This window comes from Klebsiella sp. B345, from assembly GCF_051131735.1.
GTDB lineage: Bacteria > Pseudomonadota > Gammaproteobacteria > Enterobacterales > Enterobacteriaceae > Klebsiella.
This window is the reverse complement of sequence record NZ_CP180443.1, coordinates 908,240-934,203: the sequence shown is the minus strand read 5'-3', so window position 1 is coordinate 934,203 and position 25,964 is coordinate 908,240. Positions and strand designations below refer to the sequence as shown.

The following is a 25,964-nucleotide window of genomic DNA, read 5'->3' as shown; positions in this document are numbered from 1 at the left end:
ACAGGCTATCCATCTTCTTATTGCGGGAAACAGAATCATGAAAGCAATTACCTTTGATCAATTTGGTTCATCCGATGTACTTCACATCAGTGACGTGGCAGACCCACAACTGCGCCCCAATGATCTGCTGGTCCGCACGCGGGCGGCGGGGGTTAACCGGGCCGACCTCACCCACAGACGTGGCGGGTATGGCCGCCCTGATTTTGGCGACTCGACGATTATGGGGCTGGAAATCGCCGGCGACGTGATTGCCGTTGGGAAGAGTGTAAAAGGCTATAACGTGGGTGACCGTGTTATGGGTATCGTCGGGGGTGGAGCTTACGCGGAAATGGCCCGTATTGATTACCGGATGGCTATGCCAGTGCCGGAAGGTATGGACTATATCCATGCGGCGGCCATTACCGAGGTCTTCGTAACCGCACATGAAGCGCTTATCCATCTGGGTAAACTGAAACCCACTGAAACGGTACTGATCCACGCCGGGGCTGGTGGTGTCGGAGGCGCCGCCGTGCAACTGGCACATGCGACCGGCGCGACGGTCATCACTACCGCAAAAGCTGAAGCACACGCTCTGGTCCATCGTCTGGGTGCCGATCACGCCATTGATTATGTAGCGGAAGATTTTGCCGACGTGGTCGCCAGCATCACCGATAACAAGGGGGTTGATCTCATCCTTGATTTTATCGGTGCGCCATATTTTGAACGGAACGTGAACGCACTTAATTTTGGTGGTCGCCTGGTGCAGATTGGCATTATGGGAGGCATTGAAAACGCGAAGATCCCGCTGGACCGGGTGTTGTACCGGCATTTGCAGATTATCGGCACGGTAATGAAATCACGTTCGCAAGAAGTGAAGCATGAGATGTCCCGTCGCTTTAAAGAGTGCTGGTTAACCCGCTTCGGTAAAGATGGGCTGAGCCCGGTGATTGACAGCGTGTACCCGCTGGCCGACGCCAGTAAAGCTCACCAGCGTATGGAAGACGGCCTTAACGTCGGAAAAGTAGTGTTGACGATGTAGATGACGCAAAGGAGAGGGCTATTTTCCCTGCCTTTTCGTCGCAACCCCCTTCGCTATCCGACATGAACAGCCCGAGCAATATACTCAGGGCTGTTTGATGTCAGAGGATGAATCAAGTACCGCCATAAAAAACATCGCTAGTGGTTAAAAGTGATATCAGCGTATTGATGTTACATTGTTTGTCAAAGCTAAGTTCAGATGTCCGTGGTGGGGCTAATTTGACATGTCGGCTCCCTGCACATAGCTGCCGACGTTGAAATTAAGGCTTCAGAGGCGGTTACTGAAATTGGGTTACCGGGAACTTAATTAAGGGGTTTCGATACGGCACCAGACCCGCTCAAAAGCATGCGTATGCCGAGCCCAACCATGACAACGCCTGTAAATCTCTCCTGCCATTTGATAACGGCTGGGTGTTTGCTTAACCAGTTTCCAAAGGTTCCTGATGCCAATGCGACTGACCCCAGGGAAAGAATTCCAGCCAGCTTTTGGATACTACCCAGAACAAGCAGCTGCAGCCAAACTGGGCCAGCGCCTGGATCAACAAACTGAGGAAGAAAGGCAAACATGAACAGCAAAGATTTCGGGTTAGTCAGGCTGTTCAAAGCGCCTTCTTTAACTGCATTCCAGTTAGAAATTTTTGCAGTTTTTCTTAGTCGGGTGTCTGTGCCGGAAGTAGCAATCATTTTTATGCCAAGCCACATTAAATAAGCAGCGCCAACCCACCTTAGTAGGTCAAGTGCAACCGGCCAGGCATGTACGACGCTTACCAGCCCCAGCACCAGAAAGGAGACTTGAATAAAACCTGCAATAAATACATTACCCAATACAGTAAGAAGAGCAACACGTCTGCCCTGACCGACTCCTCTTGCAATCGTCAGCATCATGTCTGGTCCCGGAGAAATCTCCAATAGAGTCAGTGCGAGAAGAAAAGTTATAAAGGTTTCTGCAGAAGGCATGGTCATTGCGTCCGAACATAATTTTCCTGCTACGTTACCTCACCCCAGACAAAGCAGAAAGTGAAATCACCTGTAGGATCAAAGCAGAAATATATTCTTTTCCCTGGCAGGAATATATCCAAATTTGGGGTAGTAATCTCAGCAAAAAAATTCCTGCTTGCCTCTGGCTAATCAAATCAATGCGACGTCAGCTTTTGGCTGCGAGTTAACGGGCCGATGCAACGCTATTCTTAATCAAGGAGGACGTGGCCATGAAACGAAGAACGCGCATTGACTACATGCCAGAACAGAACGCGATCATCTGGGACAGATATAAGCAAGGTGATTCCCTGCGTGATATCGCCAGAATGTTCGCCAGATATCATTCTTCTATCATGCCCACTATCTACCAGACTGGTGGATATCGTCCCCTGTCCGAAAGCGCTTGCTCGTATTTCTGCGAGCTTCGGCAAGTTTGACCGTCGGGTTCTTACCCTGTGCAAATATGCTGGATTTATCGTTGAGCTAAAACCGATAGCGTTTTTCTTTCGACCTGGCAGTACGACATTGCGTATCGGTGAACATGACGGGCCTTGTTTATTTATTATACCGTTAGTGTGCTCACTTAAATGAAGATGGAAGAATGGTGTACTCATCCATGTACTCATTTTTGACCGCGTTGTTACGAGATGAACTAAGACTCTATGAAATGAAAAATCCACGCAGCCGCGTGGATTTTAAAAGGTTTGTTGCTTCATGAGATTCAATGAAATCTCATGAAGCAACAAATTCTATTTTAGACGTTAAACTGTGATTTTTAATTATCATATTGATATTTAATATTTCTATTTTTTAATTTTATTTTTATACTCACGTCCGTACTCACTTTGGTTGATACTGTTAACTGAGGTTAGTTATCACAACTTCTGTTTATCCATTCTTCTTACCAAGAGTATATCTTTTACCGCTGACATTCATAAGCTGCTTAAGCTTAACTTATTGTTTTATTAGCGCGAATGTATCGTTTATAGTATGGTTCTATGCTCAAAAAGCATGCCATGTACAAGCACTGAAGCTAGTCACTAGCTGTATAGGAGAAAGATTCTAGCATGGGTGACTAATGCCGTTCACTGTCAGAGGAGTTATCGATTGAGTAAAGCTGGTATTCAGTCTAATAGAGGGGATGGATATCAAACGTTGGTAGCGTTTGAGTGGGCTTTGACCGTGTTATCCGATCCTGACTATCAATGGTTAGAGACAGATTCAGTGAAATGGTTGGTCGATGACGTTGTGATAGGGCGGACCGACGGTACGAAAATTTGTTGTCAGTGCAAAAAAAACCAAACAGGATTTCGAGCGTGGTCGTTCACCGATCTTAATGATGAGCTAGAAAAGGCCATTAAAACGCTTATACAAGATCCTACTACGACAGTCAGATTCTACTCCCGTACCCCTTTTGGTGAACTGGCTGCTTTACAAGAGTTTAGTACTAATTTTCCAGATGAAAGTGCTTATCATGCTGCTCTAAAAGAGACAAAGGTGCATGAGGCAACAAATAGAAAACTCAGTGAATTAATTGCAAAAATATCTTCTAGTTTTAATAGTTATGAGATTTTATCCAAAACAAGATTTGTTACTAGCGATATTCATGAGCGAATGAGAGAAACACTAGAAGAGCGCTTGCAGTATTTGGTGAGTAATTCTGTTGCGGCTTTTAATTCACTTTGGACTTGCCTTGATTACCAAGGAATGCGAGTTGCTGATACGCAAGATAATAAACTGTCATCTTGCTCGCGTTTAACCAAAATCGACCTTATAAACCTCCTTTCTCAGTCAGGTTGTGTTATTTCTCCTCCGACAGACATTCAATCTATTTTTAATTCATTCAGAAAAACATCATCGATTGGTCGTTCATGGCAAAGAGATATTGGTGGTCATCGAATTGACACGCTTTTAGTTAGTGAATTAATTGAGACTATCAAAAGCAAGAAACATTCCATATTGGTGACTGGAGGGCCGGGTTCAGGGAAAACGTGTATTCTACTTGAATTGCAGGAGAAATTAGAGCAATTGGCGCAATCTGATAGTGCTATGTTACCGCTATTCATTCAATCGCGAGAGTTTGCTGATTTAGAAACTGCACAGGAACGGCAATCTCTAGGGTTGGATGAGCAATGGATTGAAAAGATTGCACGTGTAGCTGACAGTTATCATGTAATAGTCATAATTGATTCACTTGATGTGCTTGCTATAGCTCGAGAACATACGGTATTAACGTATTTTTTAGCTCAAATAGATCAGCTGTTATTAATTCCAAATGTCACCGTTATTACGGCTTGCAGAGAGTTTGATAGACATTACGATAGGCGTATATCTCAGCGCTCATGGGATAAAGAGTTTAAGTGCCAGGCATTAGATTGGGAATGTGAAATCATGCCGTTGCTTGAAAAAATCTCAATCGACTCATCAGCTATTGATAACACAACGCGACATTTAATTAGCAATCCACGTGAGTTAGCTCTTTTCATAAATCTTGCTCAAAGAGGAGGCAGTTTTAACATAGTGGCTAGCCAAGCGCTAGCTCAGCGCTATATTGATTCAATTATGTTGACGAATCCATCGCTAGGTGATGAAGGGAAAATAGCACTTGAAAATATGGCCGCGGAAATGCTAAAACTTCGTAGTCTGTCTATACCAGCTCAACGATTTACTGCTTCAGATGACATTCGTAGAATGTTACTTAGCCATAATGTGTTGCATGAAACTGAGGATAATAAATTAACATTTGGGCATCAAACGTTACTTGATGTATTAGTTATTAGTAGAGCGATTCGTCATGGGTTGACTTTAAATGATTTTATAAAGAATCTCCCACCAGTACCTTTTGTCCGCCCAGCTATTCGTAGCTTTATTGCACAGCTTGTCAATGAAGGAAGACAAGAGTTTAGAAAGCAGTTACGGACGGTGCTTACTGGAAGTTATGCTTTTCACATACGTCGTCTAGTCGCTGAGTGTTTTGCTGAACAATTACCTCAAGATGATGACTGGCCAATGTTACGTGATTTACGTAATACGCATCGAGATGTTTTTCAGGTTATTTATAGTAAAGCTTCACAAGTTGAATGGCATTATTTTTGGCTAAATAATCTTGTTCCGTTTTTAAAAACTATGCGTGATATTGATGGTATAGGAATTCATACTTACCGTATTGCGTATTGGTTAAATCTAGATCCAGCAGGTGTCGTTGGCTTTTGGATGGAAATATTAAGTTCTGATTGGATAGATAAGTCACAATTGATAAACAAGATTACTGTTTCCATATCGAACATAAAGGAAGAACATGTATATTTGATGTCTCCTCTATTACTGGAGCTATTTGAATTCCCACAGGAAGAATATAGTTTTTTAGGCAGAGCCCTTGCTCACTGCGTTACTGTTGGGGGGATGGAGGATGCGGTGCTTTGGGATTACATTATTGCTGATGTTAAAGATGAAGACATACTATCCTATCGTTTTGGAAATAAGCTGAGATGTCGGCCACACGAATTTGGTGATAAGGATAATAAATTTCTTCAGAATAGAATGGTTAACTCTATTATTTTATTAGAGTTGGCTATATCTACACTTGAGCGGTGGCGCCAAGTACGGTGGTCAAAATATGAAGGAGAAAGTGTTTACCTACATGGTTTTTTAAGTGAAACTTCCCATTCGGACGATCGAAGAATGAGGGATTTTGAGCATAAAGATAGTCAGCGTGTCATGATGGATGCTCTAGAGAACGCTATTATTCATCATGCAAATATCAATTCTGAGTGGTGGCAAAACAACCGAGAGCGCTTATGTTTTAATCCTGAAGGTTCTCTACGTTATTTTGCATTGTTAGCATGTATTAATTCCCCGTTAACTAATCTTGATATATCTTCCCGTTTGCTGATGAACGCCGATTTATTAGAATCTGAGCTTTCACATGAATTGGGTACTTTAGTTCAGAAAGTTTTCATCCATTTGAGTTCAGAATCCCAAGACGCAATACAAATTATAATACTTTCTCTTTCTCAGAGATATGCTGATGACCCTGAGTATAGGCAATATATGCTTAAAAATCAGGTTAAGTTTATTATTTGTGTGCCGTGTTATTTACGTTTGCCGTCATGTGTGAGTATTTTAGATGAATATAGTCGTTCAAACTGGCCACTTGAGCATAAGCCTGATATTAATAGTTGGAGTGGCAGTATAAGAGCTCCATTTTCATTTGAGGTTTTTAATGAACTGAATAATGAAAGTGTTCTCAGTCTTCTTGAGCACTATAATGGGTATAGGCGAGACTCATTTAGTGACATGTTAATTGGTGGAGAGAGTCAAGTTGCTCAGCAATTGAGCGAAGCATCTTCAAGAGATCCATTACGATTTTTGAGTTTTTTATCTTCTTACTGGCAGGGTATAAATAAAGGATTTCGAAATCATATTATGGATGGTATTTCACATTATTTGAATTATCGTTATGGAAACTACCGTTCAAATAATGATTGGGAACCAGTTAATGAACCTAATATTGATATTTTAGTTAACAATATTTTAGATGAGTTGGAGTGGCATTCTGTCCATTGGCGGCAAAACAGCTTTGCTTCTAAAGTGCTACAAGGATGCTCACATGTAGTAAAAGATATCAATAATGCGAAAAGAATAACTTTTTATCTATTCCATATTTAGCCGTGGAAGAAAGGGATCCTATCTCAGGAGATAATGTCACTTTTATTAATATAGGCATTAATATGGTTCGAGGACATATTGCTGATGCTCTTATGGTTATGGCAATAAAGTTACACGAAGAACATATCTCTTGGCCTGAGTTGCTGTTACCGACATTACATCAATTTGCTACTGACGAACATCCTGCGGTGAGAGCCGTAGTATTACGTCGTTTACCTCATTTACATCATATTTTACCTGAAGTTGGTTGGGAGCTATTTGAATTAATAATGCGGAAAGGTAGTGAAGGGCTTTGGGATATGGGTGAACGTTGCCTTTATTATACTTATCATCATGACTTTGACAGAGTTTCTCCATGGCTAAATGCGATTGTATCTGAAAGTATTAAAGATGGATTGCAAGCGTGGGGAAGAATATCTGCATTATCTGTGTTGTCAGGAATAATAGAAAGTTTTCATTTTATCAAACAATTAAATGAATTAAACGATAGTGATGCATGGAAAGGTGCTATCGACATTTGGACATATCCTAAGAATTTTCAGCAGCATCAGGATTTATGTCTTGTGGGTTTGTCGGCTGCGTTAAGTGATGATAATCAACATGCTTTAGATTTAATAGCTTCAATGGGTGGCATTTTTAGAGAGAAAGAGTCAGTTGTTATTTTACCTATGAAAATGTTAGAGCGTTATTTTTCATTACTATCTACGAGTTCTGAGGTATCGAGAATTGGCTTATTCGATTTCGGCGCATGGTTAAATATTGTTTCATGCATAGATCCTTTGTATGCATTGAAAGCTACGGAGATTTATCTTGAACATGTTCGTACAACAAAAGCCTATTTTCATGACTACAATAACAATTTAATGCAACTATTGACTCGCTTATTTGCACAAGCAGAAGAGCAGGAGGAGTCAGATAACGGAGAAATGCTACATCGAGTAGTTGCTTTGCAAGATACTATGCTGGTTTTAGGTGTTGATGGGGTGAATACATGGTTAGAGGCTGCTGAACGAGCATAGCTTAGTGGTGCGAATTCCATACATGCGACTGAGAAAATTAGGGCTAAAATTAGCAATCTGTATATAGTTCTATTTTTCATATTACTATTGGAATATTTTTTCGGTATCGACAGTTATTTGTATCATACTGAGTCTATATTGGTGGGAATATCTTTTTCTGACTCTGACCTGCCCCCAGTATTAGATACAACCCTCAGTTAGTAATGTCGGTTTGTTTACCTTCACATTTTCCATTCCGCCACCGTGCTGCAAACTCTGATGGCGTCTGATAATTCAGTGCTGAATGTGGACGACACTCGTTATAATCCTGCCGCCAGTCATTAATGGCTTTCCTGGCGTGAACGATATCGCTGAACCAGTGCTCATTCAGACATTCATCGCGAAATCGTCCGTTAAAGCTCTCAATAAATCCGTTCTGCGTTGGCTTGCCCGGCTGGATTAAGCGCAGCTCAACACCATGCTCAAAAGCCCATTGATCCAGTGCGCGGCAGGTGAACTCCGGCCCCTGGTCAGTTCTTATCGTCGCCGGATAGCCTCGAAACAGTGCAATGCTGTCCAGAATACGCGTGACCTGAACGCCTGAAATCCCGAATGCGATGGTAATTGTCAGGCACTCCTTCGTGAAGTCGTCCACACAGGTCAGGCACTTGATCCTGCGACCGGCGGCGAACGCGTCTATGACAAAATCAATCGACCAGGTCAGGTTGGGCGCTGCCGGGCGGAGCAGAGGCAGACGTTCTGTTGCCAGCCCTTTACGACGCAGTCTGCGTTTTACGCCCAGCCCTCTAAGATGATAAAGGCGGTACACGCGCTTGTGATTAACATGAAGGCCTTCACGGCGCAGTAACTGCCAGATGCGGCGGTAGCCAAAACGCCTGCGCTCCAGTGCCAGCTCAGTGATGCGCCCTGATAAATGCGCATCAGCCGCCGGACGCTGAGCCTCATAGCGACAGGTCGACAGGGACAAGCTTATAAGCATGCAGGCACGACGTTGCGACAGACCGGTCGCATCACACATCAATACCACGGCTTCCCGCTTCTGGTCTGTCGTCAGTACTTTCGCCCCAGGGCCACCTGAAGTGCCTCCTTATCCAGCATGGCTTCGGCAAGCAGCTTCTTGAGTCTGGCGTTCTCTTCCTCAAGCGACTTCAGGCGCTTAACCTCGGGCACCTCCATACCGCCATACTTCTTACGCCAGGTATAAAAGGTGGCGTCGGAAATGGCGTACTTGCGGCAGAGCTCACGGGCAGAAACCCCTGCTTCAGCTTCGCGGAGGATACTGATGATCTGTTCGTCGGAAAAACGCTTCTTCATGGGGATGTCCTCATGTGGCTTATGAAGACATTACTAACATCGCGGTGTATTAATCAACGGGGAGCACGTCAAACTCCATCTGCGACTTGCTTACGCGCTTGCTCGCATTTCTCGCGAGCTTCGGCAAGTTTGACCGTTGGGTACTCACCCAACGCGAACATGCTGGATTTGCCGTTGAGTTTAAACCGATAGCGCCAGGCCTTTTTGCCATTGGGTTTAACTTCCAGGTAGAGACAGTTGAAATCATTAAGTCGATAGAGTTTTTCTTTCGGCTTGGCAGTGCGGCATTGCGTATCGGTGAACATGACGGGGCCTTGTTTATTTATTATACCGTTAGTGTGCTCACTTAAATGAAGATGGAAGAATGTTGTACTCATCCATGTACTCATTTTTGACCGCGTTGTTACGAGATGAACTAAGACTCTATGAAATGAAAAATCCACGCAGCCGCGTGGATTTTAAAGGGTTTGTTAATTTTCATGAGATTCAATGAAATCTCATGAAGTAACAAATTCTATTTTAGACGTTGAACAGGAAGTTCATCACATCGCCATCTTTAACGATGTAGTCTTTGCCTTCGGCGCGCATCTTGCCAGCTTCTTTAGCCCCTTGCTCACCTTTGTAGGTGATAAAGTCTTCATAGGCGATGGTCTGCGCACGGATAAAGCCTTTTTCGAAATCGGTGTGGATTTTGCCGGCCGCCTGCGGTGCGGTTGCGCCGACAGGGATGGTCCACGCGCGGACTTCTTTGACGCCTGCGGTGAAGTAAGTCTGCAGGTTCAGCAGCTCGTAGCCTGCGCGGATCACGCGGTTCAGGCCAGGCTCTTCCAGACCCAGTTCCGCCATGAATTCATCACGGTCGGCGTCGTCCAGCTCTGCGATATCAGACTCAACTGCGGCACACACGGCAACCACGACAGAACCCTCGGCTGCGGCGATTTCACGAACTTTATCCAGGTACGGGTTGTTCTCGAAACCGTCTTCGTTGACGTTGGCGATATACATGGTTGGCTTCAGGGTCAGGAAGCTCAGGTATTTGATGGCAGCCTTGTCTTCTTCGGTCAGGTTTTTCAGCGCGCGCAGCATGCCGGCGTTTTCCAGCTGCGGCAGGCATTTTTCCAGCGCGGCCTGTTCGGCTTTCGCATCTTTGTCGCCGCCTTTGGCTTTCTTCTGTACGCGGTGCAGGGCACGTTCGCAGGTGTCGAGATCGGACAGCGCCAGCTCGGTGTTGATAACGTCGATGTCGTCAGCCGGATCGACTTTGTTATTCACGTGGATGATGTTGTCGTTCTCAAAGCAGCGAACCACGTGACCGATAGCTTCGGTTTCACGGATGTTGGTCAGGAACTGGTTGCCCAGACCTTCGCCTTTGGACGCGCCTTTCACCAGACCGGCGATGTCGACGAATTCCATGGTCGTCGGCAGAATACGCTGCGGTTTGACGATTTCAGCCAGTTTGTCCAGACGCGGATCGGGCATCGGCACGACACCGGTGTTCGGCTCAATGGTACAGAAGGGGAAGTTGGCCGCTTCAATACCCGCTTTGGTGAGCGCATTGAACAGGGTGGATTTGCCGACGTTGGGCAAACCGACGATACCGCATTTGAATCCCATGATTTAAATCACCTTAATCTTTGGATAATCAACCTGTTACAGGGAACAGATTGCAGAAAAGTAAATAGCTTTGCCTATTATACACGGTGCGCGGCAAAAATTCCGCACGGCGACCGGTTATTGCGCTTTAAAAGCGTGTAAACGGTTGGTCGCTTTGGTGAGGCCCTCTTTGAGCCACACCTCAGTACAACGCGCCGCTTCGTCTACGGCCTCATCAATCAGTTTCTGTTCGCTTGACGGTGGTTTACCCAGAACAAAGCCAACAACTTTATTTTTATCGCCTGGATGGCCGATTCCGACACGTAAGCGATGAAAGTTGGGGTTATTACCCAGCTTGCTGATGATATCTTTCAGGCCATTGTGGCCGCCGTGACCGCCGCCGAGCTTAAATTTCGCCACGCCGGGTGGCAGATCCAGCTCGTCGTGCGCCACCAGGATTTCATCCGGGTTAATGCGGTAGAAGGTCGCCATCGCCGCCACGGCTTTGCCGCTGAGGTTCATAAAGGTGGTCGGGACCAACAGACGGACATCTTCACCGGCGAAGTTAATCCGCGAGGTGTAGCCGAAGAATTTGCTCTCTTCGCGCAGCGGGGCGCGATGGCGGTCAGCCAGTAAATCTACGTACCAGGCACCGGCGTTATGGCGGGTGGCCGCATATTCTGCGCCGGGGTTTGCCAGGCCGACAATCAGTTTTATCGTCACTTTTCTATCCTGCTTGGGTCGTTCTCTGGCGCGTAGTGTACTGGTTGCCGGGGCGCTTGACAAAATTCTGCCCGTATTGCGACGAGGAAAACGATAATTTACCCAATGAACCATTAGAATTTGATGTTGTTCAGAGGGTTATTTGTAAATATTTGTTGTTCAGATATTGACTAATGTGATCGCTAACGCAATCACTGATTCGTTCATTGTCTATACTAGACCTATAAGTTTTAGGGATATTCCCTATGGCCCAAGGTTCCGGAGGTGACATATGAAACGCAGAAACGCTTCGTTACTCGGTAATACGCTGATGGGTTTAGGACTCCTTGTCATGGTGGTTGGCGTCGGTTACTCCATTCTAAACCAGCTTCCGCAAGTTGACCTGCCGCAGTTCTTTGCGCATGGCGCAGTGTTAAGCATCTTCGTCGGTGCGGTGCTGTGGCTTGCCGGGGCACGTGTGGGCGGCCATGAACAGGTCTGTGACAAGTACTGGTGGGTTCGTCACTATGATAAACGCTGCCGCCGTGACCAGCACCGGCACAGCTAACTAGCGCATCCGTCGCTCGCGACAGGGCTCAAATTTAACGATTTTCTTATGCAGCCAGCGTCCTTCGGGTCGCTGGCTGTTTTATTTTTTGCTTATCCCGATCGCTGCCGAATAGATTCTCCTGCTGCCAGGTTGATACCTTCACGATAAAATGCCGTCACTTTTCCCCTTGACCCTGACGTAACGTCAGGCGGCAAGGTGGCGTCACTGGTCAACGACGGGAGCAGTTATGTTAATTCAGGTGGGTGAACTGGCAAGGCGTGCCGGTATGACCGTACGCACACTCCATCACTATGAACAAACGGGGCTGCTGATGCCGTCGGCCAGAAGCGCGGCGGGTTACCGACTCTATAACCTGGCGGCGGTGCAGCGCCTGCATATGATCAAGGCGCTGGCTCAGGCCGGGCTGGAGCTCGCCACAATTAAGGACTATCTGGATCAGGATTCGCTTTCGCTATCTGATTTGCTGGTGCAGCAGATCGCGACGCTGGATACCCAGTTGCGCACCATCAGTACGTTGCGTGAGCGGCTGGTGACCCTGCGCGATGAGCTGGGCTGCGGTAACGAGCCCGATCTTGAGTCCTGGCTACAGACGCTGGAGTTAATGAAAATGTACGATCGTTGGTTTAGTCCGCAGGAGTTGCAGGGGCTGCCGTTTGCCGAACAAGATGAACAGCGTAATCAGATCTGGCTGGCGCTGGTCGCAGAGGTACGGGAGCTGATTGGTGAAGAGTGTCCAGAGGACGATCCGCGCGCAATGGCGTTGGCAACCCGCTGGATGGAACGTCTGGAGCAGGATACCGCCGGGCGGCCGGAATTTCTGACCCGCCTGAACGAGATGCATGCGGCGGAGCCGCAAATGCGCGAACAGACCGGCATCACCGCTGATGTAGTCGACTACATTACCCGCGCCTTTGCCCAGAGCAAACTGGCCATCTGGGCACGCTATCTCGATGCCGATGAGCTGGCCTTCACCCGTGAGCACTATTTCGATCGCCTGATGGAGTGGCCGGTGCTGGTGGCGCAGCTGCACCAGGCCTGTGGCGATCGTCTTGACCCGGCATCGGACGCCGGCCAGGTGCTGGCCCGGCAATGGCTGGTGCTCTTTCAGTCGTACGCCGGGACCAGCCCCGCGACCCAGCAAAAATTTCGGGTGGCGATGGAGCGTGAACCGCACCTGATGAAGGGGACGTGGATGACGCCGGAGGTGCTGAGCTGGCTACAGCAGGCGATTGGCGTGATGATGACGCAGGCGCGTACGCCCGCGTCACGGTAGTCAGATATCGGCCAGCGCGGCGGCGCGGTCGGGATAGAAACTCAGGCGTCCGGGGATCGGCTGGACGCCTGCCCGGGCCAGAGTGCGTAACGGCTGAAACTCGAGGTTTGAGACGCGCAGTTCACAGCCTTCCGGCAGCTTGCTAACGAAGCGCTGGAAGGCATCCAGTCCACCGGCATCCAGCACCGGCACCGCATCCCATTTCAACACCACGATACGTTTGCCAGCGATCCGGGTTTCCAGGTCGGCAAACAGCCCTTCGGCGGCGGCGAAGAACAGCGGCCCGATGACCCGCAGGACCAGCACGTCGTCAGGCGTCTCCACGTTAACTGGCGCCAGGCGGGTCATGCGCGCGATACGGCGCATAAACAGCAGCGAGGCCAGCACGATACCGACGCTGATGGCGATGACCATATCAAACAGCACGGTCAGCGACATGCACATCAGCATCACCACGATGTCGTCTTTCGGCGCATGGCGCAGTAGATTAACCACTTTATGTGCTTCGCTCATGTTCCACGCCACCATCAACAGCAGGGCCGCCATCGCCGACAGCGGCAGCCAGGAGAGCAGCGGCGCCAGCACCAGCAGCGCCATAATCACCAGCAGCGCGTGGATCACCGCCGAGATCGGGGAGGTGGCACCAGCGCGGACGTTAGCCGCCGAGCGGGCAATCGCCGCCGTTGCGGTGATCCCGCCAAAGAAGGGGGCCACAATGTTGCCTAGCCCCTGGCCGATCAGCTCGCTGTTGGCTTTATGCTTGGTGCCGGTCATGCCATCGAGCACCACCGCGCACAGCAGGGATTCAATCGCCCCGAGCATCGCCATCGAGAACGCTGCCGGCAGCAGCGCCTGCAATGACGCCCAGCTAAGGGTAAAGTCGGATCCCGGCATATCCCACGGCAGCACCAGCTGCGGCAGCAATTGCGGGATCCCGTTACCCTGGCTGCCATCAGCCAGTACATAGTGGAACTGAGAACCGATAGTGGCGACGTGGCCGCCGAACAGATTCACCACGCCCATCACCGCGCAGCCCGCCAGCAGGGCCGGCAAATGGCCTGGCAGGCGAATGCCGAGGCGTGGCCACAGGATCAGGGTGCCGAGGGTGACGACGCCGATCGCGGCATCGCCAGGATTGGTGGTCGGCAGCGCCATCACCAGCGCCGACACTTTCTGCAGATAGTGTTCTGGAACGTGCGCCATCTGCAGGCCGAGGAAGTCTTTAATCTGCATGGTACCGATAGTAATACCGATACCGGAGGTAAAGCCTAAGGTGACCGAAAGCGGGATATATTCAATGAGTCGGCCAAAGCGGGCCAGGCCGAAAAGAATTAAAAAGATCCCTGACATCAAGGTCGCAACCAGCAACCCTGCGAGGCCAAACTGCTGTGATACCGGATAGAGGATCACCACAAAAGCCGCCGTCGGGCCGGAGACGCTGAAGCGTGAACCGCCGGTGAGGGCGATAATAATCCCGGCTACCGCCGCGGTATACAGCCCGTACTGCGGCGCGACGCCGCTGCCGATGGCCAGCGCCATCGCCAACGGAATGGCAATAATCCCGACCGTTATGCCGGCAATCAGATCGCGGCTAAAGCGTGCGAGGGTGTACTTTTCTTTCCAGCAGGCATCGATGAGGGCGCGGAAAGGCATCACATGTGAGGAAAATAATCGGTTCACAATAATGTTTCATCCATGAGCGCATCATCTGTCAACGAATGGCAGGTGAAGGAGGCATTAATCATACAAATTGGGTTCGGAGACAAAAAAACCCGCCGCAGCGGGTTTTTTGGCCGGGCTCGATTAGTGTTCGAACATAGCAGAGATGGATTCTTCGTTGCTGATACGACGAATCGCTTCTGCCAGCATGCCGGATAAGGTCAGCGTACGAACTTTTTCCAGTGCTTTAATTTCCGGCGCCAGCGGGATGGTATCGCAGACGACGAATTCATCAATCACAGAGTTTTTAATGTTCTGGATTGCGTTGCCGGAGAAGATCGGGTGAGTCGCGTAAGCGAATACGCGTTTAGCACCACGTTCTTTCAGCGCTTCTGCTGCTTTACACAGCGTGCCGCCGGTATCGATCATATCGTCAACCATCACGCAGTCGCGGCCGGCAACGTCACCGATGATGTGCATCACCTGAGAAACGTTAGCACGCGGACGACGTTTGTCGATGATTGCCATGTCGGTATCGTTCAGCAGCTTAGCAATGGCACGAGCACGTACCACGCCGCCGATGTCCGGAGAAACCACGATCGGGTTATCCAGATTCAGTTGCAGCATATCTTCGAGCAGGATTGGGCTGCCGAATACGTTATCAACCGGAACGTCAAAGAAGCCCTGGATCTGTTCTGCATGCAGGTCAACGGTCAGTACGCGGTCAACGCCGACGCTGGACAGGAAGTCAGCGACCACTTTAGCGGTGATTGGCACACGAGCGGAACGCACACGGCGGTCCTGACGAGCATAGCCGAAATAAGGGATAACAGCGGTGATACGACCCGCCGAAGCGCGACGCAGAGCATCAACCATAACAACCAATTCCATCAGGTTGTCGTTGGTGGGAGCACAAGTGGACTGGATGATGAAAATATCACCACCGCGTACGTTTTCATTGATTTGTACGCTGACTTCGCCGTCGCTAAAACGACCTACAGCGGCGTCGCCAAGAGAAGTGTACAGGCGGTTGGCAATACGTTGTGCTAGTTCCGGGGTGGCGTTACCAGCAAAAAGCTTCATATCAGGCACGAGAAGAACCTCAGGCATGCGTCCAGTGGTGGATGAAAAGCGCCAAAACTGTGCGGGCGGCACTAATCTATCCAGGCGGTGTATTTAATAGAGAACGATGCAACGTCTGGAACAGGGTGACGTTGTCACCGTTACTCAATTTGCCCGGCGTACGTGCGGTAATGGCGGCGAAAAGCCGATTACTTTCGTAGGGCTAGCTTGAGCGGTGAGACGTTAACGCCTCGTGCAACAAAGCTTTGTAGCCATTCCGGGGCTTGCTCTTGCACCTGACGAGCGGCAGATTCGGTGTCAAATTCAGCAAAGACACACGCTCCTGTGCCGGTCAGGCGCGACGGCGCATATTCTAACAGCCAGGAAAGCGCCGCATCAACCTCGCGAAAACGTTTTCTTGCGATAACCTCGCAATCATTGCGAAATTCACATTTTAGCAACGTACTTATTGACCTGACCGGGGTCGTTCGTGGTAGCTCAGGGTCGCGGAAAATCACCGGCGTTGGAATACTGACCCCCGGATGGGCAACCAGATACCACTTTTCCTCGGGCTCGACCGGGGTCAGCACTTCACCAATCCCTTTGGCAAAGGCGGCATGCCCGCGCACGAATACCGGCACATCGGCACCTAACTGCAGGCCCAGCGCCGCCAGCTCATCGTCAGAGAAGCCGCAGTTCCAGATATGGTTGAGCGCCACCAGAACGGTAGCCGCATTAGAGGAACCGCCGCCCAGCCCGCCGCCCATTGGCAAACGTTTGTCGATGCTGATGTCGGCGCCGCTGCCTGCTGCAAGCTGCCCACGATCGGCAGCGGCCTGCATCAGCAGCCGTGCGGCCCGCACGATCAGGTTTTCTTCGTCAGGCACGCCGGCAACCGGCGTCAGCAGGTGAAGTTCACCGTCCTGACGCGGTTCAATGGTTAACGTATCGCCATAATCGAGAAACTGAAACAGCGTCTGTAGCAGATGATAGCCATCGGCGCGTTGCCCGGTGATGTACAAAAACAGGTTCAGCTTTGCAGGAGCAGGCCAGCGGGTCATCATTTCACAATCCAGTTATCCATTTTCAGCTTGATGCGCTGACTGCCGTTGGTCAACTCCATATTGGCCGGCAGTGCTGGCTGGGTATCGCTGGTGTAGCCGCCGTAGGTCACGTGCCAGGTTTTGCCATTTTGCGTGTAGTTCAGCTCGCTCAGGCGGTATTTATCGTCCAGCTTGTAGTCTGTGGCGTCGCCCGGCAGGCCAACGATCCACTGGCGCAGGCTGTTCAGCGGAATCGGCATGCCGGTCAGGCGACCGATCATCTCTTCGGCATCGGTCGCGGTATAGGTCTGGCCCTTGTTATCAATCAGGGTCACGCTGCCCGGTTGCGCCACCAGGGAGAGCTCGGTGCTGCCCAGCGGGTTGGTCAGCAGCAAGCGATAGCGATCCTGGCCGGTTTGCTGCCAGAAAAAGCGGGCATACACTTTTTGCTCGTCGGAAAGCCAGGCGAAGGCGCCGCGGGTCTGGAACTGATTCAGTTGACGGACATCCTGCTGATGCTGACGCCACTGGGGGGAATCCGGGCTGGTAGCGGGGCCTTTCGGGGTGTTGATTGCACAGGCCGTGAGGACCAGGCTTGCCAGCGGTAACAGGCGGAGCAGTCGATTCATAATGTTGACAAATCCTTGATGTCTACAGTGAAATCCGGCGACGCAAGGGCGCCCACGATTTGTGTAGCAGGTTACAATTCTAACCCATAATGCTAGCGTTGCCCGGCGATAGCGTCTACGTTCAAATGGTCTGAAATCAAAAAATTACCGTTAATGGCTTTTACTCCTGTACCTATTACTCCAAAAGGGGAGCCTCTCTTTTATTGATTCCGCGCATCCTGTATGATGCGCTCAGACTAACCTTAGCAACGCTGGTACTACTCCCTCACAATGACCCTTTTAGCTCTTGGCATTAATCACAAAACAGCCCCGGTCGCGCTGCGAGAACGTGTAACGTTTTCGCCGGATACGCTCGATAAGGCGCTGGAGAGCCTGCTGGCTCAGCCAATGGTGCAAGGGGGCGTGGTGCTGTCGACCTGTAACCGCACGGAGCTGTATCTCAGCGTCGAGGAGCAGGATAATCTGCAGGAAGTGCTCATCCGCTGGCTGTGTGATTACCACCATCTGAATGAAGAAGACCTGCGTAAAAGCCTTTACTGGCATCAGGATAACGATGCCGTCAGCCATCTGATGCGCGTTGCCAGCGGCCTGGATTCGCTGGTTCTCGGCGAGCCGCAGATTCTGGGACAGGTTAAAAAAGCCTTTGCCGATTCCAGCCGGGGTCACCTCAACGTCAGCGAACTGGAGCGGATGTTCCAGAAGTCGTTCTCCGTTGCCAAACGCGTACGTACCGAAACTGATATCGGTGCCAGCGCGGTTTCCGTGGCTTTCGCCGCCTGTACCCTGGCGCGACAAATCTTCGAATCCCTCTCCAGCGTGACGGTGTTACTGGTCGGCGCCGGGGAGACCATCGAACTGGTGGCGCGGCATCTGCGCGAACACCACGTGCGTAAAATGGTGATTGCCAACCGAACCCGCGAGCGGGCTCAGGCACTGGCCGAGGAAGTCGGCGCGGAAGTGATCGCGCTCAGCGACATCGGCGAGCGGCTGCAAGAGGCCGATATCATTATTAGTTCCACTGCCAGCCCGCTGCCGATTATTGGCAAAGGGATGGTCGAGCGCGCGCTGAAAGCGCGTCGCAACCAGCCGATGCTGCTGGTGGATATCGCGGTACCTCGCGATGTCGAACCGGAAGTGGGTAAGCTGGCGAATGCCTATTTATATAGCGTGGACGATCTACAGAACATTATTCAGCATAACCTGGCGCAGCGTAAAGCCGCGGCGGTTGAGGCTGAGTCGATCGTCGAGCAGGAAACCAGCGAATTTATGGCCTGGCTGCGCGCCCAGAGCGCCAGCGAGACTATCCGTGAATATCGTTCCCAGTCAGAGCAGGTCCGCGAGGAACTGACCGCGAAGGCGCTTGCGGCGCTGGAGCAGGGGGGCGATGCGCAGGAAATCATGCAGGATCTGGCACGCAAGCTGACCAATCGCCTGATCCACGCACCAACCAAATCTCTTCAGCAGGCTGCCCGTGACGGGGATGATGAACGCCTGCATATTCTGCGCAACAGCCTCGGGCTGGAATAGCGCACATTTCTCTCTTTTTTTAGGACAGGGTGAATTCACGCCTATGAAGCCTTCTATTGTTGCCAAACTGGAAGCTCTGTACGAACGCCATGAGGAAGTTCAGGCGCTGCTGGGTGATGCTGCGACCATCGCCGATCAGGATCGATTCCGCGCGCTGTCGCGGGAATACGCGCAGCTGAGCGACGTTGCCCGCTGCTATACCGAATGGCGTCAGGTGCAGGACGATATTGAAACCGCCCAGATGATGCTCGACGATCCGGAAATGCGCGAAATGGCGCAGGAAGAACTGCGCGACGCAAAAGCCAAAAGCGAAGAGATGGAGCAACAGCTGCAGGTGCTGCTGCTGCCGAAAGATCCGGATGACGAACGTAACGCCTTTGTTGAAGTCCGCGCCGGTACCGGCGGGGATGAAGCGGCGCTGTTTGCCGGGGATCTGTTCCGGATGTACAGCCGTTATGCCGAAGCGCGCCGCTGGCGCGTCGAGATCATGAGCGCCAACGAAGGTGAACATGGCGGCTTTAAAGAAGTGATTGCCAAGATCAGCGGCGACGGCGTGTACGGTCGTCTGAAATTTGAGTCTGGCGGCCATCGCGTCCAGCGCGTGCCGGCGACCGAATCCCAGGGGCGTATTCACACCTCCGCCTGCACCGTAGCGGTGATGCCGGAGCTGCCGGAAGCCGAAATGCCGGATATCAACCCGGGCGATCTGCGCATTGACACCTTCCGTTCCTCCGGGGCGGGTGGTCAGCACGTTAACACCACCGACTCAGCGATCCGTATTACTCACTTACCGACCGGTATTGTGGTGGAGTGCCAGGACGAACGTTCTCAGCACAAAAACAAAGCCAAAGCCTTGTCGGTGTTGGGGGCGCGTATTCGCGCTGCCGAAGTGGCTAAACGCCAACAGGCCGAAGCCTCCGAACGTCGTAACCTGCTGGGCAGCGGCGATCGTAGCGATCGTAACCGCACCTATAACTATCCGCAGGGCCGCGTCACCGATCATCGTATCAATCTGACGCTGTATCGTCTGGATGAAGCGATGGAAGGCAAGCTGGATATGTTGATTGAGCCGATCGTTCAGGAATACCAGGCCGATCAGCTGGCGGCGCTTTCCGAGCAGGAATGATGATATTTCAACAGTGGCTGGCCCAGGCGATAAGCCGCCTGAGTGAGAGTGACAGTCCGCGACGCGACGCCGAGATCCTGCTGGGGCACGTCACCGGTAAGGCAAGGACCTATATTCTGGCCTTCGGTGAAACGGCGTTGACGCCGCCCCAGATGGCGGAGCTGGAGACGCTGCTGGGCCGCCGTCAGCGCGGTGAACCGGTGGCTCACCTGATCGGTGAACGCGAGTTCTGGTCACTGCCGCTGCTGGTCTCCCCGGCCACCTTAATTCCCCGCCCGGATACCGAGTGCCTGGTCGAGCAGGCGCTGGCACGCTTGCCAGCTACCGCCTGCCGGATCCTGGATTTAGGCACCGGCACCGGGGCTATCGCCTTGGCGTTAGCCAGTGAACGGCCGGATTGTCAGGTGACGGCGGTTGATTTTATGCCTGATGCCGTGGCATTAGCCGCGCGCAATGCTGAACGCCTTGCTATCACTAACGTGACCGTGCTGCAAAGCCACTGGTTTGCAGCGCTGGCTGGGCAGACATTTACGATGATTGTCAGCAACCCGCCCTATATCGACGAAACCGACCCGCATCTGGACCAGGGCGACGTGCGCTTTGAGCCGAAGACGGCGCTGGTGGCGGCCGATCACGGGCTGGCCGATCTTGCGCATATTATCGGCCACGGGCGTCATTTCCTGACCCCCGATGGCGTGATGTTGCTGGAACATGGCTGGAAACAGGGCGAGGCAGTTCGGGCACTGTTCCAGCAGGCGGGTTACCTTGATGTCGTGACCTGCCGTGACTACGGTGATAACGAGCGTCTGACGATCGGGCGATTTCCCGGCATGGAGAAGACCGCGTCATGAATCTGTTTAGCACGGTGCTGTATGTGCATATTGCGTGCGTGGTGGTGTCGGTTAGTTTGTTTGCCCTGCGCTACTGGTGGACCTACAACGGCAGCGTCCGGCTGAATCAACGCTGGGTGCGGATTGCACCGCACTGTAGCGATACGCTGTTATTCCTCAGCGGTGCCGGATTAATGGTCTTGACCGGCTATCTGCCATTTACCGAAGACGGCTCATGGCTGACTGAAAAGCTGTTTGGCGTTATTATTTACATCGCATTGGGTTTTATCGCGCTGGGCCGTCGTCGTCCGCGCAGCCAGCAGAGTCGGTTTATTGCCTTTCTGTTGGCTTTGGTGGTGTTGTTCATCATCATACAACTCGCCATTACAAGAACACCGTTACTGGGGTAAGTCATGAGGTCATTAGCTGATTTCGAATTTAATAAAGCACCATTGTGCGATGGCATGGTCCTCATTTCGGAATTAATCCGCGACGATTTTCCGACGCACTATGTGCAGGATGAACTGGAGCGGCTGCTGGCGCTTGCGCAGGAAGAAATTGCGTCTTCGTGGGATCAGGAGCGCCAGTTGGAACGGCTGCTTGAGCTGTTCTACCACGAGTGGGGCTTCCGCGATTCTCATGGTGTCTATAAGTTGTCCGATGCGCTGTGGATCGACAAAGTGCTGATTAACCGCCAGGGCAGCGCGGCATCGCTCGGCGCCATCGTGCTGTGGATTGCCCAGCGTCTGTCGTTGCCGCTGGTGCCGGTTATCTTCCCGACCCAGCTGCTGTTACGTGCCGATCCTGAAACCAGCGAAGAGATGTGGTTGATTAACCCGTTCAACGGTGAAACCCTCAACGAGCACACGCTGGAAGTCTGGCTGAAGGGCAATATCAGCCCGGTTGCCGAGCTGTTTAATGAAGATCTCGAAGAGGCGGATAACGCTGAGGTTATCCATAAACTGCTCGACACCTTAAAATCAGCGTTGATGGAAGAGGGGCAGATGGAGCTGGCGCTGAGAACCAGCGAAGCGCTGCTGCAGTTTAACCCGGAAGATCCCTACGAAATTCGCGATCGCGGGCTGATCTACGCCCAGCTTGAGTGCGACCATGTGGCGTTGCTGGATCTGAACTATTTTGTTGAGCAGTGTCCTGAGGACCCGATCAGCGAAATGATCCGCGCGCAAATCAACACGATTTCGCATAAACAAATTACTCTTCACTAATCTGGAATGAATCCGGTTACACCCTGATAAGGCGATCTTATGAAACAAAAAGTGGTTAGCATTGGTGATATCAACGTAGCAAACGACCTGCCTTTCGTCCTGTTTGGTGGGATGAACGTGCTGGAATCCCGCGATCTCGCGATGCGCATCTGCGAACACTACGTAACGGTTACGCAGAAGCTGGGCATTCCTTACGTGTTCAAAGCCTCTTTTGATAAAGCCAACCGTTCTTCCATCCACTCCTATCGTGGTCCGGGCCTGGAAGAAGGGATGAAAATCTTCCAGGAGCTGAAGCAAACCTTCGGCGTGAAAATCATTACTGACGTTCACGAAGCCAGCCAGGCGCAGCCGGTTGCCGACGTGGTTGACGTGATTCAGCTGCCGGCGTTCCTTGCGCGTCAGACTGACCTGGTAGAAGCAATGGCGAAAACAGGCGCGGTCATCAACGTGAAGAAACCGCAGTTTGTCAGCCCGGGCCAGATGGGTAACATCGTCGACAAGTTTATTGAAGGCGGTAACGACAAAGTGATTCTGTGCGATCGTGGCGCCAACTTCGGTTACGACAACCTGGTTGTCGATATGCTGGGCTTTGGCGTGATGAAGAAAGCGTCCAACAACTCCCCGGTAATCTTTGACGTGACCCACGCGCTGCAGTGCCGTGACCCGTTTGGCGCCGCTTCTGGTGGTCGTCGTGCGCAGGTTGCTGAACTGGCTCGTGCCGGTATGGCTGTAGGTATTGCGGGTCTGTTTATCGAAGCACACCCGGACCCGGAACATGCAAAATGTGACGGCCCGTCCGCGCTGCCGCTGGCGAAGCTGGAGCCGTTCCTCAAGCAAATGAAAGCCATCGATGACCTGGTTAAAGGCTTTGATGAGCTGGATACCAGCAACTAAGACCACGTTGTAGAATGCGAAAAGCCTGCCCGTTGAAAAACCGGCAGGCTTTTTTTATGCCACTCTTTCTGGAGATGCGTGGACGACCCCGGTCGGCAGTACGCCGCCGGGGCAAGAGCATCAGGCGAAAATCGTCATCAGATAGGCGGCAAACAGCGCCAGGTGTGCGGCACCGTTCAGCACATTGGTGCGCCCGGTGGAGAACGAGATATGGCACAGCACCAGCGAGGCGACCATCACAATCATTTCCGGGGCACCCAGACCAAAGTGCAGCTCATTCCCGGTTAAGAAGGCGATTAAGGTCACCACCGGTACGGTCAACGATATAGTGGCCAGCACCGAGCCGAAGAACAGGTTCATGGCTCGCTGGACCTGATTGTTCAGCACCGCTTTCAGCGCTCCCAGCCCTTCCGGCGAGAGGATCAGCAGGGCCACCAGGAAACCGGTAAAGGCCACCGGCGCGTTCATGCTGGTCAGCAGCGTCTCAAGCGGGTTGGCGTTCATTTTGGTTACGGCGATAACAGCCACCAGGTGAACCAGCAGCCAGGCGGTGTGCCATGCGCTGCTGTGCGCAGATGGCTTGCCGTGGTGCGGGTCGTCGTCGTCGCTGTCATCTTCATGCTCATAGATAAACAGGCTCTGGTGCGTTTTGGTCTGTATCAACAGGAATACGCCGTACATGGCGGCGGAAATCAGCGCCACCAGCAGTGCCTGACCGGTACTGAAGTTGGCCCCTGGCAGCGCCATCGGGAACACCAGTACGATGATCGCCAGCGGGAACAGGGCGATAAGGTACTGCTTAATGCCGAATAAATTCATGTACTGGGTGGCGAATTTGCGCCCGCCCAGCAGCAGCGAGAAGCCGACCAGGCCGCCGGTGACGATCATGATGATCGAATAGAGCGTGTCGCGCATCAGCGTCGGGGCCGCGTCGCCGGTAGCCATTAAGGCGGAAATCAGGCTGACTTCAAGAATAACCACGGAAAGGCTTAAAATTAACGAGCCGTACGGCTCTCCCAGGCGGTGTGCCAGCACGTCGGCATGGCGGACTACGCTAAAGGCGCTGCATAAAATACCCACCAGGGCCAGAATATTAATGCCGATAACCGCTGGCAGCGACTGACTACTTCCGAAGAAGATCAGCACCGCCAGCGCCAGAATCGGGAAAATAAGCGATGTCTCCTTGTGGCGGGTTTTCACCGCCTCATGTGCATGCGTCATGAACCATCTCCATTTTTGCAGGTGTTATAATTATAGATAACGTAAGTAGATAAAATAACAGACATTTTGCAGTTTGAATTGCTTTTTTACTTAAATTTACGGCTATTGATAACTAATGCCTTTAGATTGCCATAACTTATGATTATTTGTATTTTTTATTTGTTATTCAGATAATTACTAAAAAACATTCTGAATGATATCCCGCCTTGAAAACCCTGAATTAGCGTCCCAGACTTATGTTTTTACCACCATACTGAGGTGCATATGCCTTATCGCAGTAAACAAGCGTTACCCGATAGCGTCCAGCACGTGCTGCCGGCGCATGCTCAGCAGATCTATAAATCAGCGTTTAATAGCGCCTGGGAGCAGTATAAGCACAAAGCCGACCGGCAGGACGACGCCAGCCGTGAAGAGACGGCGCATAAGGTTGCCTGGGCTGCGGTCAAAAATGACTATCAAAAGGGAGACGATGATAAGTGGCATAAGAAAAAATAATCCCTCTTGCTGCTTCATCTGCTGCTCCGCGCCTTGCCAGCGCGCCATTCATTGCTTATTGTCGAGTAAAGCTGGATAATAATTCGGCAATATTACAAGGATGCCATCAGATAATCGCCGGGAAGCGGGCAGTGGCGGAGGTAGTAGAAAGTGTTAACACGTGATTTCTTAATCAATGCAGATTGTAAGACGGCGTTTGGTGCTATTGAGGAATCGCTACTCTGGTCGGCAGAGCAACGGGCAGCCTCGCTGGCTGCGACTCTGGCCTGTCGTCCGGATGCCGGCTCAGTTTGGATTTTTGGCTACGGTTCACTAATGTGGAACCCGGCTCTCGATTATCGCGAGTCCTGTACCGGTACGCTGCCGGGCTGGCATCGTGCCTTTTGCCTGCGGCTGACCGCCGGGCGAGGCAGCGCCTGTCAACCCGGGCGGATGCTGGCGCTGAAAGAGGGCGGACGTACCACTGGTGTGGCCTATCGGTTGCCCGATGAGACGCTGGACGAAGAGCTGACCCTGCTGTGGAAGCGGGAGATGATCACCGGTTGCTATCTGCCGACCTGGTGCAAGCTGGAGCTTGACGACGGGCGGACGGTCAACGCGCTGGTATTCATTATGGATCCGCGTCATCCGCTGTTTGAGCCGGACACCAGTGCCCAGGTTATTGCGCCGCTGATCGCCAAAGCCAGCGGGCCGCTTGGTACTAATGCTCAGTATCTTTTCTCGCTCGAACAGGAGCTGCGTAAACTCGGAATGCACGACGATTGCCTTGACGATCTCGTCGTCAAAGTGCGCAACCTGATTGGGGAAAGTAGCCAGCCTGGGCTGGCGTGACGTGAAGTGTGCCCGGGAAAGCCCCGGGCAAGACTTATCAGGCGGGAACGTAGCTGATGGAGTGCTCCAGCGACTGACTGTGGCTGTCAATCAGGACGTTCCAGGTCCCGTTGTAAGGCACGGTTAAATACGCGCTGTCACGATCCTGGACGCTCAGAATATCCGCGTGGCTGTCACCGGCGGCCTTCGCGCTCATCATATGAATATGGCAGCGTTCAGAGCACCGAACCACCAGCGTATCGCCACCAAATAACATCAAACTTGTTTTCACCATTGCCATTTACCC

Annotated in this window: 23 protein-coding genes and 2 pseudogenes; 14 read left to right on the top strand and 11 right to left on the bottom strand. The window is 51.5% G+C overall.

The features are described from left to right. Window positions 1-37: 37 nt before the first annotated feature. Window positions 38-1,018, top strand: coding sequence for an NAD(P)H-quinone oxidoreductase (locus ACMYSO_RS04385; RefSeq protein WP_434669469.1), 981 nt, complete (start codon window positions 38-40; stop codon window positions 1,016-1,018). 302 nt (window positions 1,019-1,320) lie between these two features. On the opposite strand, the gene ACMYSO_RS04380 is transcribed toward ACMYSO_RS04385, so the two are convergent. Beyond that, entirely contained in the window at window positions 1,321-1,974 is a 654-nt protein-coding gene (locus ACMYSO_RS04380) for a LysE family translocator (RefSeq protein ID WP_434669468.1), read from the bottom strand. A gap of 251 nt (window positions 1,975-2,225) precedes the next feature. Here ACMYSO_RS04380 and ACMYSO_RS04375 point away from each other — a divergent pair. The 3 genes and pseudogenes from ACMYSO_RS04375 to ACMYSO_RS04365 form a co-directional block, all read left to right on the top strand. After that, window positions 2,226-2,384: pseudogene (locus ACMYSO_RS04375) on the top strand (IS30 family transposase); the annotation flags it as partial. Window positions 2,385-3,102: 718 nt separating this feature from the next. Further along, window positions 3,103-6,663 carry an NACHT domain-containing protein gene (locus tag ACMYSO_RS04370; protein WP_434669466.1) on the top strand — a complete coding sequence of 1,187 codons (3,561 nt, stop codon included), beginning with the start codon at window positions 3,103-3,105 and terminating at the stop codon, window positions 6,661-6,663. Between the two features lie 2 nt (window positions 6,664-6,665). After that, window positions 6,666-7,682: a hypothetical protein gene (locus ACMYSO_RS04365; RefSeq protein WP_434669465.1), complete on the top strand. Its 1,017-nt coding sequence runs from the start codon at window positions 6,666-6,668 to the stop codon at window positions 7,680-7,682. 193 nt (window positions 7,683-7,875) lie between these two features. On the opposite strand, the gene ACMYSO_RS04360 is transcribed toward ACMYSO_RS04365, so the two are convergent. From ACMYSO_RS04360 to pth, 4 genes and pseudogenes are all read right to left on the bottom strand, one after another. Continuing rightward, window positions 7,876-8,996 (bottom strand): IS3 family transposase gene (locus ACMYSO_RS04360; protein WP_434669463.1). Its coding sequence is split into 2 segments (ribosomal slippage): window positions 7,876-8,738 and window positions 8,738-8,996, totalling 1,122 coding nucleotides; the frame shifts between segments, so codons are not numbered across the junction. Between the two features lie 71 nt (window positions 8,997-9,067). Beyond that, window positions 9,068-9,301: pseudogene (locus ACMYSO_RS04355) on the bottom strand (Arm DNA-binding domain-containing protein); the annotation flags it as partial. 214 nt (window positions 9,302-9,515) lie between these two features. Next, entirely contained in the window at window positions 9,516-10,610 is a 1,095-nt protein-coding gene (gene ychF / locus ACMYSO_RS04350; protein ID WP_434669462.1) for a redox-regulated ATPase YchF, read from the bottom strand. Window positions 10,611-10,727: 117 nt separating this feature from the next. Next, a complete protein-coding gene (gene pth, locus ACMYSO_RS04345) occupies window positions 10,728-11,312 on the bottom strand; it encodes an aminoacyl-tRNA hydrolase (RefSeq protein WP_123754778.1) in 585 nt (194 codons plus the stop codon). 271 nt (window positions 11,313-11,583) lie between these two features. On the opposite strand from pth, the gene ychH reads away from it, so the two are divergent. Further along, on the top strand, window positions 11,584-11,859 hold the full coding sequence (gene ychH, locus ACMYSO_RS04340; protein ID WP_434584270.1) for a stress-induced protein YchH: 276 nt from the start codon (window positions 11,584-11,586) through the stop codon (window positions 11,857-11,859). A gap of 229 nt (window positions 11,860-12,088) precedes the next feature. Further along, on the top strand, window positions 12,089-13,135 hold the full coding sequence (locus ACMYSO_RS04335) for a MerR family transcriptional regulator (protein ID WP_434669461.1): 1,047 nt from the start codon (window positions 12,089-12,091) through the stop codon (window positions 13,133-13,135). Here the strand turns inward: ACMYSO_RS04335 and dauA are convergent, their stop codons facing one another. The 4 genes from dauA to lolB form a co-directional block, all read right to left on the bottom strand. Continuing rightward, entirely contained in the window at window positions 13,136-14,815 is a 1,680-nt protein-coding gene (gene dauA, locus ACMYSO_RS04330) for a C4-dicarboxylic acid transporter DauA (RefSeq protein ID WP_434669460.1), read from the bottom strand. A gap of 123 nt (window positions 14,816-14,938) precedes the next feature. Further along, window positions 14,939-15,886 carry a ribose-phosphate diphosphokinase gene (gene prs / locus ACMYSO_RS04325; RefSeq protein WP_004863536.1) on the bottom strand — a complete coding sequence of 316 codons (948 nt, stop codon included), beginning with the start codon at window positions 15,884-15,886 and terminating at the stop codon, window positions 14,939-14,941. Between the two features lie 179 nt (window positions 15,887-16,065). Further along, complete coding sequence (gene ispE / locus ACMYSO_RS04320; protein WP_434670733.1) at window positions 16,066-16,917, bottom strand: 4-(cytidine 5'-diphospho)-2-C-methyl-D-erythritol kinase; 852 nt, start codon at window positions 16,915-16,917, stop codon at window positions 16,066-16,068. Then, window positions 16,917-17,528, bottom strand: coding sequence for a lipoprotein insertase outer membrane protein LolB (gene lolB, locus ACMYSO_RS04315; protein WP_434669459.1), 612 nt, complete (start codon window positions 17,526-17,528; stop codon window positions 16,917-16,919). The genes ispE and lolB overlap by 1 nt, the downstream gene beginning before the upstream one ends. Before the next feature lie 270 nt (window positions 17,529-17,798). Between lolB and hemA the strand changes: the two genes are divergently transcribed. From hemA to kdsA, 6 genes are read left to right on the top strand one after another with little or no spacing between them, the layout of a single operon-like run. Beyond that, complete coding sequence (gene hemA, locus ACMYSO_RS04310) at window positions 17,799-19,055, top strand: glutamyl-tRNA reductase (protein ID WP_174508106.1); 1,257 nt, start codon at window positions 17,799-17,801, stop codon at window positions 19,053-19,055. Window positions 19,056-19,098: 43 nt separating this feature from the next. Further along, window positions 19,099-20,181 (top strand): peptide chain release factor 1, encoded by a 1,083-nt coding sequence (prfA, locus tag ACMYSO_RS04305; protein ID WP_123754771.1) that lies wholly within the window; start codon window positions 19,099-19,101, stop codon window positions 20,179-20,181. Next, window positions 20,181-21,032 carry a peptide chain release factor N(5)-glutamine methyltransferase gene (gene prmC / locus ACMYSO_RS04300; RefSeq protein WP_434670732.1) on the top strand — a complete coding sequence of 284 codons (852 nt, stop codon included), beginning with the start codon at window positions 20,181-20,183 and terminating at the stop codon, window positions 21,030-21,032. Before prfA ends, prmC begins: the two co-directional genes overlap by 1 nt. After that, a complete protein-coding gene (gene sirB2, locus ACMYSO_RS04295) occupies window positions 21,029-21,421 on the top strand; it encodes an invasion regulator SirB2 (RefSeq protein WP_434669458.1) in 393 nt (130 codons plus the stop codon). The genes prmC and sirB2 overlap by 4 nt, the downstream gene beginning before the upstream one ends. A gap of 3 nt (window positions 21,422-21,424) precedes the next feature. Next, window positions 21,425-22,237 (top strand): invasion regulator SirB1, encoded by an 813-nt coding sequence (sirB1, locus tag ACMYSO_RS04290; RefSeq protein ID WP_434584285.1) that lies wholly within the window; start codon window positions 21,425-21,427, stop codon window positions 22,235-22,237. 39 nt (window positions 22,238-22,276) lie between these two features. Next, window positions 22,277-23,131 carry a 3-deoxy-8-phosphooctulonate synthase gene (gene kdsA / locus ACMYSO_RS04285; RefSeq protein ID WP_123754767.1) on the top strand — a complete coding sequence of 285 codons (855 nt, stop codon included), beginning with the start codon at window positions 22,277-22,279 and terminating at the stop codon, window positions 23,129-23,131. Between the two features lie 120 nt (window positions 23,132-23,251). Here the strand turns inward: kdsA and chaA are convergent, their stop codons facing one another. After that, window positions 23,252-24,352, bottom strand: coding sequence for a sodium-potassium/proton antiporter ChaA (gene chaA / locus ACMYSO_RS04280; protein WP_434584288.1), 1,101 nt, complete (start codon window positions 24,350-24,352; stop codon window positions 23,252-23,254). A 264-nt stretch (window positions 24,353-24,616) separates the two neighbouring features. Here chaA and chaB point away from each other — a divergent pair, with 264 nt between their 5' ends. Together chaB and ACMYSO_RS04270 are read left to right on the top strand one after the other, a co-directional pair. Beyond that, entirely contained in the window at window positions 24,617-24,847 is a 231-nt protein-coding gene (chaB, locus tag ACMYSO_RS04275; protein ID WP_434669456.1) for a putative cation transport regulator ChaB, read from the top strand. Between the two features lie 150 nt (window positions 24,848-24,997). After that, complete coding sequence (locus ACMYSO_RS04270; protein WP_434584292.1) at window positions 24,998-25,678, top strand: gamma-glutamylcyclotransferase; 681 nt, start codon at window positions 24,998-25,000, stop codon at window positions 25,676-25,678. 37 nt (window positions 25,679-25,715) lie between these two features. On the opposite strand, the gene ACMYSO_RS04265 is transcribed toward ACMYSO_RS04270, so the two are convergent. Then, window positions 25,716-25,958 (bottom strand): DUF1883 domain-containing protein, encoded by a 243-nt coding sequence (locus ACMYSO_RS04265; RefSeq protein ID WP_123754764.1) that lies wholly within the window; start codon window positions 25,956-25,958, stop codon window positions 25,716-25,718. Window positions 25,959-25,964: the final 6 nt, after the last annotated feature.